Genomic DNA, 12,502 nt, shown 5'->3' with positions numbered 1-12,502 from the left:
TGGTACTGACATAATAAAAAACGTGGTCCATCGTTTTATGCTTTGGATAGTTCTTGCGGCCGCGGCGGCTTATATGATCGATACAACCTCTTATCAGCGGGTTAATTCTCGGATATCTGAGACAGGAAAGTAATCGCCTATGCTCGAAGCATTCGATGTATCGGGGTTGAAACGCACGTTCGGAGCGGCATCTGAAACAGATTTATCTCCGGAGATGGGGTGGCTTAACAATAGTACGTTTGTTACTCCGTATTTTGACGGGGCTTACTCTAAAATATGGTTGGAGTACTGCATTTTCTCTCAAGGAACCCGAATCCGTAGCTTGTCATGCCGCTATTCCCACAGTTCGGCTAGCGGGCCATTCAACCCTGGCAACTCGTCGGTCCCGGTGATGAGAGCTGTGCATCGTCCGAAAAAATGAACTGCAGGTCCGACCCGTCAGCCGAACTCCCAATGACCGGCGTTACAGGTACGAGTCGTCCCACTCATCGGCGCGGTGTAGGTTCCCACACTCGGCGCATTCGATGCGGTCGAGTCCATCGGCAGCGACGTCGGTACTCCCACAGTTCGAGCAGAAATACCCGTACGGGTCCGTGTGGTCCTCGCCCGCATAGGTGGGAAAGAACGGAGCGTCTCGGCCGGGGATCGTCTCGTCTTGTTCGACGGGGCGGTCAGTCCCATCAACCGTGACAGACGGAGGGACTGGTACAGATGGTTCGTTTGCGTCTTCTGTCCCGTCACCCTCAGTAAACACTGCCACTGCGAACTCCTCGTTCCCGAAGCTCATTTGATCATTTCCGTCGCTTTCGAGGCCGAAGTCTTCGAGGAACTCACCACCCTCAACAGCGTCTTCGAGAACCCGTGCAACGAGTGGCTTTTCGTCGTCTTTTCGGAGGCGGTCGAGCAGCGCGGTAGCGATACCCTCGCCCCGCGCTTCGGGGTCGACATGGAGCCAGCGGATCGTTCTCTCGGTTCCGATTGCCACATCGACGAACCCCTGTACCTCTTCAGTGTCTCCGGCCGCGTGTTCGGCGACAAGCACTGTCGCGTCCGGATCTTCAAGACGATCAGCCAGCGTCTCGTCGTCGAATTCGTTTTCGATTATCGTATCGATCTGCTGCGGACTGAGCGCGTACGATGTCCGGAACGAATCCCGTGCGAGGGTTTCGACTCTCTGACGGTCTTCGGAGTCGGCAGGACGAATCTCCATATTCGATTTATTCAACGGAAGGGGATAAGTCATCGCACTGACTGGTAATGGTCGAGATGGCATGTGCCACGTCGGCCGCGTCAGCAGATTGTTTAGGTCACCGCTTGAATCCGACCGGCCTCAACGGAACCAGCAGTATGGGTAGGGACAAGGAATCGGCCACTGTGCGGGACAGTCACGGCAGTGTTTGAACCAGCTTGGACGCGGTGCAACCGGGGCCAATCGGGATGGCTGCTCGACGTCGCTACGCCGTTGTTCGGGTCCCGACCCACGCATCCAGTGTGGTCCTGTAGAGAACGTGGCCGATATGAAACGCGAATCAGTCGTCAGGTCGATGTCGAACGCCATTTCGAGGGTGATTTTTTCACCGACTGTCGTCAGGACCGGCCGCATAATGCTGGGACAGTGTTCGGGTCTGACGCGTCTCGCTGATTATGAAGCAGCAGGCCCCTGTCGTTCAGCGGGAAACTGACTGGCAACGTGATTGATGGACACAAATAACTGCGATATACTCCGAGTAAGACTGGAGTACCCGGAATAGTTATGAAACGGGTGGATTGCGCAGTCAACGAGGGATTACGCTGTCGACAGCGTGGACCGGCCGATGTTAGCTGCTGTGAAACCACCTGTCGGACCAGTAGCGAGAATCGGCGTTACAGCGTTTATCGGCCCACAGGGATACCACCCCGATGTCGCTGGCCGTGACTACCAGCCAATTGATAGTCTACGGCGTGTCAGTCGGTCATCTCGATGATGGTAGTTCGAACGTGGCTGATGACATACGCTGCAGTTACTTAAATAGGACCAGTGTATCACGAACCGTATGGTTTCCGGCCTTCAGACGAAGAGTTCTGCGGGAAGACAAGACAGCTTTCGCAACCGCCTCAAAGAATGGTTGTTCCTCGAGGGCAACCGGTTCACTGTCGCAATCAGTATCGTCGCTATGTTCGTCGTCGCTCTGGGCGGCCTCGTCTGGACCGGGGTGGTTGCCGTCGGGGCGGACAGTTCAGTTGCGAGCGTCTTCGCAAGCGGGATTATCTCCGGGGTCGTAACGCTCGTCACCATCGCAGTCTCGATCAACCAACTTGTCCTCTCGCGAGTGTTCGGATCGCCTGGGAAGTTAAGCGATCGGCTGGACGGTTCGAGAGACCTTCGTGAGCGCGTCGAGCGGTTAGCCGACCAGCCGTCGAGCCCAAATGACCCTGCAGCGTTTCTCTCGCTGCTCTCGACGACATTGAGCGAACGCGCCACAGCAGCGCTGTCGGGGATAGAACAGTCCGCCACAGATTCGCCAGCAGAGATTGCCGATGCGCTGACCGACGTCGCCGAGTACGGGCGCAGCATCAACACCCAGGTCGAGGACGAGACACCGATCACAGACATTCTCGGCATCATAGTGGGCTCGGAGTACGCCATGAACATCGCCGCAGTGCGGCACTTGCGCAATGAGTACGGTGAGTCTCTTTCGGCGACCACACGAGCGGAGATGGAGGCATTAGATGAACTCCTCGAATCTGTCGCGGTCGTCCGACAGTTCTACAAAACGCTCGCCCTCCAGCAGGACCTTGCCATCTTGTCCCGACACCTAATTTACACTGGGTTGACTGCGCTATTTGTCTCGATCTCTATGGCGCTGGTCTATCGGACCGAGACCGTCATGATCCCTTCATCTACGCTTGTGATCCTCGTCCCGGTGGCGGTGGGCGTCGTCGTTTCCCCGATCGCGCTGTTCAGCGCATACATCCTCCGAGCGGCGACGGTCGCTTATCGGACCGTCTCAGTCGGCCCCTTCGTCCCACCCGGAGGACGCTGACCCTCCTGTTAGGGGCAGCGGCGGTATCACACATCGGATCACCAGTCACCCTGTTCAGCCAGTTCTCATGTCCGGAGCTATCTCTATGCGAGATTCAGAACAATGCCGTGAGATAGATCCTCACCGTGACAGTTCTTTAATAGTTGAGTGCCCCTCTCACACCGACTCGTTCTCGTCGCCAGCGGAATTCTGAAGCGACCACACGACAATCTCTCCGCCGCCGTCGCCATCCCGTTCCCCGACAGTTTCGAGCGTATCTGACGCGATCGATTTCGCTTCGTCGAGTTTCACGTCCGATGAGACAGTTTCGAGACGACCGAAAGCGATCTCCGCTCCCGTTCCTATCGCTATCGGTGTGGTATCGAGGACTTCTCCATCAGCTCCCACCTGGCGGAGACGAGCGGATCCATCGGAGTCATGGGTCGCGACGACAGCGGCGACGTTCGCGCTCTTGGCACAGCGTGCGGCGATTCGTGCCAACTTGTCGATCTCCACGTCTTCTCCTTGCTCGATACGCAAACGCCGAAGTTCGTTCTCCAACTGTCGGGAAAACTCCTGAATATCGCCCGTGTTTCCGACTGCGCCCGCACCGATCCCATCGAAGTCGAACACTCGTTCGATGCGCTTGCTCGTGACGGTTTCTTCAGTTACTACCCGGGAATCGCCGGCTATCACGACGCCATCTTGCGATTCGAAAGCTACTACGGTCCCCATTATCAAACATAGTTTCACTTTCCTGGTATAAGTACGTGCCGCAGGGGAAACAGTAAAATTAGAATTGTCGTGAGTATTGTGGCTAGCGGTTACTCCGTCTCGTTGATTCGGGGATCGGTTAGTTAAGCGTTTTAAAAGGCTTGAAATGTTTATGTCGGTGATTGCAGGTTCCTACCCATGGCCGGACTGTTGAGTGACACTGTGGTCCACAGCAGGTTGTGTCTGGATTCCCGTGTTTTCCGAGAGAACATCTCGGTGCGTATCATTTGTGATACCTAGTGGGCCGAGAAGTAATCAATTGGACCGAATTACAGAGACCCGGGACAAACCAACTGACTCAGACTCACTCTTCTTCCGTGCGGTCGACAGTACCATGCCGACTAGTAGAGAGACAAGTAATTGAGAGAGATAACCGAGGTTCATTCCCTGTGAGGTCAGATGAATCTTAGGTTTCTAAACAGTCAGTGCAGCGGCCAGCACCCGGTAATGATGGCCCACCACATTCAGTACAAGCGTCGAGACCTGTGTTTCGGTCATCTCGCGGGACAGGTATCGAATCTAATGCCTTTTGCAACCGTTTCCTCATGTAGTGTGTTACTGTACCCCACTATATTAAAAGTTCGGCCCTTCACCGATATTTAGTGTATAATTGAGTCTATCTCCCGCAATTCATTGTAGTACTCCGCACTTATTTCAGCTATTTGTATACGAATAGTCTAATAACTATCTGTGATACCGACCTATCGCTGGCGACGGTAGTGCGAAAAGTGTGGATGTAGATAGCCATGTTCGAGTCGAGTGGTTCGAGACACGGCGCGTCTTTACAACAAACAGGTGTGCGTATGTGTTTAACAATACACACATCATTATGCTTACCCAGTCGCGCAGTAGGTGACCTATTTTATCAGATCCCAGTACTGTTGACAGACTTGACTGAATTTGATATATTTTATATAGTCTACTAATATAGGTACTCAGCCGATACAGCAGCAGGACTTGTTTTGCGCCTCTGTCGCATCCAGTTAGTTATCTCGAAACCGTGGCCGCTCTGACCCCCGATTTTATCCACTTACCGCTTGGTTCACCTGTCATGACGGTGTTTACTTAAGCGTGAACAGTGAGGGGGAGAACCTCTTGACGGTTCATGCCTGAGATCACTCGCCGTAGCGGTAACAGAGCCGGATAGATTTGGGGGACCGCAAGCTGACCCCCGAACGGGCGATGAGGCACAATATTTTGGGTTCTTCGGCCCTTATATCACTTTCACATACTATTGCTATTATTGATAATTTTAGTATACTCTACAAATGGCTGCCACGATTGGGTGTAGAAGGCCGACCTTCGGCCTCCCAGCGGCGAAGTTCCGAATCAAGTCGCGGTCAACGAAACGGTGATCGAATCAATGACCAGTAATTCTGGCTGTACGCCGCGACGAACCTACAGACGAACGAAATTCTTTATCTGCGGCTGTTTTCTACCATCACAACCGTTTTTTATCGGATATTCCTCAACGAACTGTGCCAGAAACACGCTGTCGGAACTGCCGCCTGTCTTGTAGACGGCGCAAAACACCCTTGAATTGCACTTCAACGACAGAGCGCCGATTTCAGACAGACCCCAACTAAACACGACCGCGGTGGACTGATGTCGTACTACTCAGTATAGCCGAGGTCACGGAGATTACTCAATATCTCTTCATCTTCGACGGCAGTATCAATGGCTTCATCGATGATATCCTGACGCTGTTGAACCACTTGGAGCAGTTGTCGAGCACTTCTGAGCTTGTATCGTACTTCCGGATCGTCCACATCGTCGAAAGCACCTTCCAACAATTCGTCTATCGTGGCAAGTGTCGTTTCAGCCATAGAGGCGTAATGGGGAACAATTTACTAAATTTTGCTGGATTCACCTCCGAGGTGAACCGTGGAATCCCTGTGTGAGACGTTTTCATGCCACGGATGTGTTATTCGGCCATCTTCCGAATCGTACTCGCCAGTGCTATCGAGAGTTTGCTATCGCCGCTTAGTTGGACATTCAAGCATCCGGAAAGGACTCTCAGCGCCGGAGGATACCGTCTAGGGTTCATTCGAGTCTGCCAGCGAAGGCTTGGAAAGATCCGCCGGGCTACAGCGTTGCTTTCCATTTCGGGGGTTAGTATCTCCGCCTATCTTACCGGCAGCCTCCGTTTCGGCGAGCTGCGCCATCTGTTGCCATATCAGTTTTGAAGCTACTTTTTCCGTGTAACTGTCCCTACTGAGGGCGTCCCTCTGGCTGTTTCCAACCGACGTGTTTTATCAGGCCACCTCTTACAGTAGGTATGCGCGAACTCGTCTTCGCCCTCGAATACGAGTCGGGCTGCAACAGGGTAGCAGACGCCCTGGCCGAGCACCCCGAGGCCCGCGTCCGCTCGCTCTCGCTGCACGCTACTGCTGACCGTCTCTGGCGGGTCGACCACGCTACCGGGACCCCCGATGCGCTCGACGCCATCGAGGACGCCTTTCTCAACAGTGACTACTACGCCGACTGTCTCGCCACCGAGGACTGCGGTGCTACCCAGACCACTCGCGTCCTCGACCGAGCCGACGACACGCGTGTCCTCTACTCCGACTGGGAGCGCACCCCCGCCTGCGACTCGGTGCCCCACATCGCCTGCGATCACCTCGGCGAGGGAGTGCTGTTCGAGACGCGTCACGAAGGGCATCACTACACGTGGCGGCTCATTCATTCCGGCGAGGGCGACGTGGCTGCGTTCTTCGACGAGCTCACGGCGGCCGTCGGGGCCTGTGCTCAGATGGAGATGCTCCGCACCAGAGACACGACGGCGTCGATGAGAGAAGCTGACGGGACTCCGGGTGACCTGTCCCCGGAGCAGGAGGCTGCACTCCGGGCCGCCGTCGAACACGGCTACTACGAGTCGCCCCGAGAGGTCGATGTCGGCGAGTTGGCCGAGCATCTCGATGTCCCGCGGTCGACGCTCACCTACCGGCTGCGGCGGGCAGAGGAACAGTTGGCGAAGCGGCACGTCGCGGGCAGGCGAGTGACCGGGGAGTCGCCGGTATCACGCTGACGACTTGTTTTGGAATATTCCAACAAAGGCTTATCGAACTAACGCCCCTATCGTGAAGTAATGACAGAGAATTCGGATTCGGCAGGGCAGGCGAGTGGGAGTGGGCAGCGACGGGAGCTGACTGCCCGCCTTGCTGTCCCCGAAATGGATTGTCCCTCCTGCGCCCAGAAGGTCGATAAGAGCCTCCAGCGCATCGACGGCGTTGTCGACACCACGCTCCAACCGACCACCGGTACAGCCAGTGTCACGTACGATCCTGATCGCACCAGCGATGCCGACGTGGTCAAGGCGGTCGAGGCCGCCGGCTACGAGGTCGTTGGAGGCCCGGATTCCGACGCCGATGAACGAGCGGACTCGGGCGACAGCGTCGACATCGCGCCGCCCTCAGAGGTGTGGACGAGTCCCCGCGCGAAGAAGACGTGGATCGGCGCGGCGTTGGTCACGTTCGGTCTCCTCTTCGAGTTTCTCCTGACGGCACAGAACGTCGCGGTGGCAGGCGTCCTCGGCTCTCCGCTACACGTCGCAGACCTGCTGTTCCTGGGGGCCGTCGCCGCCAGCGGTGTCCCCGTCGTCCGAAGCGGGTACTACTCCGCGAAGAATCGGAGTCTGGATATCGACCTGCTGATGGGAACAGCCATCATCGCCGCGACCGGCATCGGCTACTTCGTCGAGGCCGCGACGCTGGCCGTCCTGTTCAGCATCGCCGAGATGCTCGAAGACTATGCGATGGACAGGGCACGGGACTCCCTGCGCGAGCTGATGGAGCTGTCGCCCGACGAGGCCACCGTCATGCGCGACGGCGAGGAAGTGACGGTGCCCGCCGACGAGGTGGAGGTGGGCGAGACCGTAGTCGTCCGCCCCGGCGACAAGATCCCGCTCGACGGGACTGTCATCGACGGCGAGAGCGCGGTCGACCAGTCACCGATCACCGGCGAGAGCGTGCCAGTCGACAAGACCGCTGGCGACGAAGTGTACGCCGGCGCGATAAACGAAGAGGGGTACCTCGAGGTGGAAGTCACGTCGACGGCGGGCGACTCGACGCTCTCGCGCATCATCGAGATGGTGCAGGGCGCACAGGCGAAAAAGACCGACACCGAGCAGTTTGTCGACCGGTTCTCGGGCTACTACACACCGGTCGTCGTCGTGCTGGCGATCCTGACCGCCGCTATCCCGCCACTAGTTATCGCTGACCCCGTGACGGTAGACGCGGCCGGGTACGGCGTCACGTTCGCCGGTGACTGGCAGACGTGGTTCATCCGCGGGCTCACGCTGCTGGTGATTGCCTGCCCCTGCGCGTTCGTCATCTCGACGCCCGTCTCGGTGGTCTCGGGTATCACCAGCGCCGCGAAGAACGGCGTCCTCATCAAGGGCGGCAACTATCTCGAAGCGATGGGCGAGGTTGACGCCGTCGCCGTCGACAAGACGGGCACGCTCACGAAGGGCGAACTCGCCGTCACTGACGTCGTCCCTGCTGGCGACACCGACGTGGCGACGCTTCTCAGTCACGCCGCCGGACTGGAGCGCTGCAGCGAGCATCCGATTGCCACGGCGATTCTCACCCACGCCACCGAGGAAGGTGTGAACGACCTGCCCGACCTGACCGGCTTCGAGAGCCTCACCGGGAAGGGCATCCGAGGGAAGATTGACGGCGAGACGTATTACGCGGGCAAGCCCGCACTCTTCGAGGAGTTGGGTTTCGACCTCCCGCGTGCTCGCCGCGAGACAGACGGTGTCCCCGGGAACGGAGCGACCGGGGGCTCCCCAGACCATCGGTCTGACGGTGGCGTCGTGGCAGAAGAGACGGCTGCGTCCAACGACGGGGCGTTCGCAGAGGACGCGCTCGCCGCACTGGAGCGGGAGGGCAAGACGGTCGTTATCATCGGGACGGGTTCGAAGCTGCTGGGTGCTATCGCCATCGCCGACGAGGTACGTCCCGCCTCGAAACGGGCTGTCCAGCGCTTACAGGAGCTCGGTGTCGAGCGCGTCGTGATGCTGACCGGTGACAACGAGGGCACCGCCCGCGCTATCGCCGAAGCGGTCGGCGTCGACGAGTACCGCGCCGAACTCCTGCCGGACGAGAAAGTCGACGCCGTCGAGGAGTTGCAGTCGGAGTACGGTGAGGTGGCGATGGTCGGCGACGGGATCAACGACGCGCCCGCACTCGCCACTGCGGAGGTCGGCATCGCGATGGGCGCTGCCGGCACCGACACCGCGCTGGAAACGGCGGACATCGCACTGATGGGCGACGACGTCGGGAAGCTCCCCTACCTGTATGAGCTGTCGCACACCGCCAACGGCGTGATCCGGCAGAACATCTGGGTGAGCCTCGGCGTGAAGTTCCTGCTCGCGCTGGGCGTCCCACTGGGGCTGGTGAGCGTCGCGCTCGCGGTCGTGGTTGGCGATATGGGGATGAGCCTCGGCGTCACCGGAAACGCGATGCGGCTGTCGCGAATCGAACCGGATCGGTAATCTGACGGTCTGCCAGCCCATCACGTTCGTCACAGGCTATTCTGCGGGCTTCTCGGCACCACGGACGTTCGCAGGCACTCCTTCCGCGGCTTTCGGACGCGTTTTGTCGGGAGCGATGTTGTTTCGATGCCGCAGCGGGTTAGAGGACGACGACAGCAAGTCCGGCGGCGGCGACGACCCCGAGAGCGACCGTCACTCGCCGGCCCAGTTCGACCGTCCCCAGTAGCCACGCGAGTCCGGCCTTCGTGAGCGTATTCGCGATAGCGCCGATAACGATCCCGGTAGTCGCTACTGCGGGCGAGATTTCACCGTCCGCTTCGAGCGCGCTCAGCGTAAGCGTGATGGCGTCGACGTCAGCGAGCCCCGAGAGGAACGCAGTCGCATAGATACCCGAATCGCCGAACCAGGTATTCGCGGACTGGGACACCAGGAGCACGACTGCGAAGACAGCGCCGAAAAACAGTGCCGGTCGGAGACGAAACGGGTTCTTGAGCTCGGTCTCGACCGCGGACTCCGTGGTCGATTGCCAGTAGACGATGCCGGCGATAAGCACGCCGACACCAGTCATCACCCCAAGCGGAACGAGGACCCGAGAGAGCAAGGCCGGGTTGACGACGGCAACCTCGACCAGCGCGCGCGGAAACATGACAATCGACGCGACGACAATCGAGAAAGACCCGATCTTGTAGAGATCGGGAGTTTCACTGATTCGCTCGGCCATCGAGACTGTCGTCGCGGTTGAAGAGACGAACCCCCCGAGGATTCCTGTGAGGGCGATCCCCCGTTTGGCCCCGACAACTCGACTCAAGATGTAGGCAACGAAGCTCAACCCGGTGACAAAGCCGACCATCAGCCAGATGAACCGTGGATTGAGACCGTACAGGACATCGAGTTCACGATCCGGCAGGATCGGCAGCACGACCAACACGACGAGGATGAATTTGAGGGAGGCACGGCGTTCCCGCTCGTCGATCCGGTCGACCAAACTGTGGATCGTCGGCTTCGCCGACAGGAGGACAGTGACGAGCCCGCCGAGAATTATCGCGAAGAGCGTCCCGCGTTCGGAAGACACTGCCAACGCACCGAGGAAGACAGTGAGCAATGCAGCAGTCACCGTCGTCAGTCCGATATCCCCCTCGGTCAGCACTTTCCCAACATACGCGACGGTTAGGGGGACTGCAATGGCGAGAACTGTGACAGGTAAGAGGGCAGGAAAGAACGCCTGTGCGGTTGCGCCGAGGAGGGCAAACAGCGGAAAAGTCCGGCTGCCCGCGAAGGTTCCCCCAGATTTTGCCTGTTCCCGTTCCAGTCCGATGAGAGCGCCAATACCGAACGCAACGAGGAGACGAAGGAAGAGCGAGTCGATGATCTCGACCATTCTCTGGGGTTTCACTCCTCCAAGTTGTCAAACTTCGGGTGTGAGAGTCGGTATCAGTCGTCCGCTGTAGTTGCTCCGGGTCCGTGCTGAGGTTTGGATCCAGGGTGTCCGAAGAACTGCGCGAGCCATTTCGGATGATCAGGCCACGGCTGTGCCGCCACTCGCATTCCGAACCTCGGTCGGATTACTGTCTGTTCTTCCGGGGAACCGCTGAGTCAGGGAGTCAAGACTCGATGCCGACGAGGTAGACGAGGAGAAAGCCGGCGGCGACGGCGAGTACGGGGATCTCGTACGGGCGGTCGTGGAACGTCAGGATCGCTGCTGCCACGATGAGCGCCCCGGCGACCACCGCGTAACCGAGATTCTGCTCCCCCGTTCTGTGTCCATCAACGGGTTCTGTACGGACGACCAGTTCGCCCCGTTCGAGCCGATACAACGTTCGGTCGACTCGGGACGGAACCCGTGCCAATGCGGGAAGTGACCGGCGCACATCCGCCCACGTTTCCTCGATGATTGCGTCGAGTTCGCTCTCGATGAGCCCCTGTTCGACGAGGAATGAACGCACAGCGGCGAGGAAGTCAAACTCCGGATCGAGCTGTCGACAGACACCTTCGCCGACGGTTCCGACCCGGATGAGTAGCATCACGTCCGGCGGAATGCGAAACGGGAAATCACGGAGCATCGTCGTTAACTCCGTAATGATCATCCGCCAGGTGATCTCCGACCGGCCCTCGAGGTTCTCGATGACGAGTTCGAGGACCCGACCGACCTCGGCGCGGTTGACGTGGGGCTCGAGGACATCGAGCGCGATGAGCGAGTCTACCAGATCGTCCACGTCACGACGGACGAGCGCCCGATAGAGCGCGATAATGTCTTCCTGGACCGTCGGTGGCAGGCGTTCGCTCATGCCGAAATCGAAGAGCAACAGACGGCCATCGTCTGTGACGGCGAGGTTGCCCGGATGGGGATCAGCGTGGAACACCCCGTCGACGAGACCCATCTCCAGGTACACATTGATGATCCGTGTCGCCATCTCGTGTTGCGTCACATCGATACCGTCGAAGGCACTGTCGTCGGTTATTTTCCGACCGGTCAGATACTCCATAGCTAGCACACGCTCCGAGCACAGGTCTTCATAGGTGTCAGGGATGACGACTCGGTCATCGTCGGCGAAGTTCTCCCTGATGTCAGCCATGATCGTCCCTTCCCGGTCGAAATCCAACTCATTCAAGATTATGTCCGCAAAGTCGTCGGCGGCGTTTTCGATCGAATACTGCTGACGTTCGCTAGCGAAAAGGGTAATCAGCGGAATCAGTCCCCGGACGACCCGAAGGTCACGCCTGATCACGGGTTTCAATCCAGGGCGTCGAACCTTCAGTGCGATTCGCTCGTTCCGATAGTCAGCAGTATAGACGTACGCGAGCGATCCCCCTGCGATCGGTTCGAGTGTCGACTGATCGAGTTCGTCGCCAAGTTCTTCGTCGATGATGTGTTTTGGATCTCCTCCTGCATCTTCGGGAACTTCGTCTTGGAGGGTTCCGAAAACGTCGGCATAGACCGGTGGGACGATGTCAGGGCGTGTCGAGAGGACCTGCCCGACTTTGATGAATGCCGGACCGAGTTCGAGCATTGTATCCCGGATCTGTTCGGCTCGTTGTCGATGTTTCTCCGCAGGGACTTGCCTTCGTGATCCAAACAGGATGAACCGCCGTCGGTCACGGAGAAACGCTAACGCAAAGGGTAGAAACCGAAAGGAAACGACCAGATACCGGCGGACTAATCCGTTCATTCTATCAAAGGGAATACTGACTGAGTAACGTCAATTGGCAGTGCATTCCCTGTTTTTGATCA

8 protein-coding genes are annotated in these 12,502 nt (G+C 58.2%); 3 read left to right on the top strand and 5 right to left on the bottom strand.

From position 1 onward, the window contains the following. Positions 1 to 463: 463 nt before the first annotated feature. Positions 464 to 1,210: a GNAT family N-acetyltransferase gene (locus ACOZ4H_RS16675; RefSeq protein ID WP_424330402.1), complete on the bottom strand. Its 747-nt coding sequence runs from the start codon at positions 1,208 to 1,210 to the stop codon at positions 464 to 466. Positions 1,211 to 2,153: 943 nt separating this feature from the next. On the opposite strand from ACOZ4H_RS16675, the gene ACOZ4H_RS16670 reads away from it, so the two are divergent. Continuing rightward, on the top strand, positions 2,154 to 3,023 hold the full coding sequence (locus ACOZ4H_RS16670) for a hypothetical protein (RefSeq protein ID WP_424330401.1): 870 nt from the start codon (positions 2,154 to 2,156) through the stop codon (positions 3,021 to 3,023). A gap of 156 nt (positions 3,024 to 3,179) precedes the next feature. Here ACOZ4H_RS16670 and ACOZ4H_RS16665 read toward each other — a convergent pair whose 3' ends face one another. Together ACOZ4H_RS16665 and ACOZ4H_RS16660 are read right to left on the bottom strand one after the other, a co-directional pair. Next, positions 3,180 to 3,737 carry a 20S proteasome subunit A/B gene (locus ACOZ4H_RS16665; protein WP_424330400.1) on the bottom strand — a complete coding sequence of 186 codons (558 nt, stop codon included), beginning with the start codon at positions 3,735 to 3,737 and terminating at the stop codon, positions 3,180 to 3,182. A gap of 1,652 nt (positions 3,738 to 5,389) precedes the next feature. Next, positions 5,390 to 5,602, bottom strand: coding sequence for a hypothetical protein (locus ACOZ4H_RS16660; protein ID WP_424330399.1), 213 nt, complete (start codon positions 5,600 to 5,602; stop codon positions 5,390 to 5,392). Between the two features lie 452 nt (positions 5,603 to 6,054). Here ACOZ4H_RS16660 and ACOZ4H_RS16655 point away from each other — a divergent pair, with 452 nt between their 5' ends. Continuing rightward, the gene (locus ACOZ4H_RS16655) at positions 6,055 to 6,804 is read left to right on the top strand and encodes a helix-turn-helix domain-containing protein (RefSeq protein ID WP_424330398.1); all 750 of its coding nucleotides are present in this window, start codon (positions 6,055 to 6,057) and stop codon (positions 6,802 to 6,804) included. 60 nt (positions 6,805 to 6,864) lie between these two features. Then, complete coding sequence (locus tag ACOZ4H_RS16650; protein WP_424330397.1) at positions 6,865 to 9,273, top strand: heavy metal translocating P-type ATPase; 2,409 nt, start codon at positions 6,865 to 6,867, stop codon at positions 9,271 to 9,273. A gap of 139 nt (positions 9,274 to 9,412) precedes the next feature. Here the strand turns inward: ACOZ4H_RS16650 and ACOZ4H_RS16645 are convergent, their stop codons facing one another. Both ACOZ4H_RS16645 and ACOZ4H_RS16640 read right to left on the bottom strand, forming a co-directional pair. After that, the gene (locus ACOZ4H_RS16645; protein ID WP_424330396.1) at positions 9,413 to 10,651 is read right to left on the bottom strand and encodes an MgtC/SapB family protein; all 1,239 of its coding nucleotides are present in this window, start codon (positions 10,649 to 10,651) and stop codon (positions 9,413 to 9,415) included. A 223-nt stretch (positions 10,652 to 10,874) separates the two neighbouring features. Continuing rightward, positions 10,875 to 12,440, bottom strand: a complete 1,566-nt coding sequence (locus ACOZ4H_RS16640) for an ABC1 kinase family protein (protein ID WP_424330395.1) — start codon at positions 12,438 to 12,440, stop codon at positions 10,875 to 10,877. Between the last annotated feature and the right edge of the window lie 62 nt (positions 12,441 to 12,502).

The organism is Haloarcula amylolytica (genome assembly GCF_049705545.1).
Lineage (GTDB): Archaea > Halobacteriota > Halobacteria > Halobacteriales > Haloarculaceae > Haloarcula > Haloarcula amylolytica_B.
This window is presented reverse-complemented; position numbering and strand designations above follow the sequence as displayed.

What these genes read in the sequence shown, in the direction of transcription:
- ACOZ4H_RS16675 (WP_424330402.1), bottom strand. Translation starts at nt 1,210, where the DNA reads ATGGAGATTCGTCCTGCCGACTCCGAAGACCGTCAGAGAGTCGAAACC.
- ACOZ4H_RS16670 (WP_424330401.1), top strand. Translation starts at nt 2,154, where the DNA reads ATGTTCGTCGTCGCTCTGGGCGGCCTCGTCTGGACCGGGGTGGTTGCC.
- ACOZ4H_RS16665 (WP_424330400.1), bottom strand. Translation starts at nt 3,737, where the DNA reads ATGGGGACCGTAGTAGCTTTCGAATCGCAAGATGGCGTCGTGATAGCC.
- ACOZ4H_RS16660 (WP_424330399.1), bottom strand. Translation starts at nt 5,602, where the DNA reads ATGGCTGAAACGACACTTGCCACGATAGACGAATTGTTGGAAGGTGCT.
- ACOZ4H_RS16655 (WP_424330398.1), top strand. Translation starts at nt 6,055, where the DNA reads ATGCGCGAACTCGTCTTCGCCCTCGAATACGAGTCGGGCTGCAACAGG.
- ACOZ4H_RS16650 (WP_424330397.1), top strand. Translation starts at nt 6,865, where the DNA reads ATGACAGAGAATTCGGATTCGGCAGGGCAGGCGAGTGGGAGTGGGCAG.
- ACOZ4H_RS16645 (WP_424330396.1), bottom strand. Translation starts at nt 10,651, where the DNA reads ATGGTCGAGATCATCGACTCGCTCTTCCTTCGTCTCCTCGTTGCGTTC.
- ACOZ4H_RS16640 (WP_424330395.1), bottom strand. Translation starts at nt 12,440, where the DNA reads ATGAACGGATTAGTCCGCCGGTATCTGGTCGTTTCCTTTCGGTTTCTA.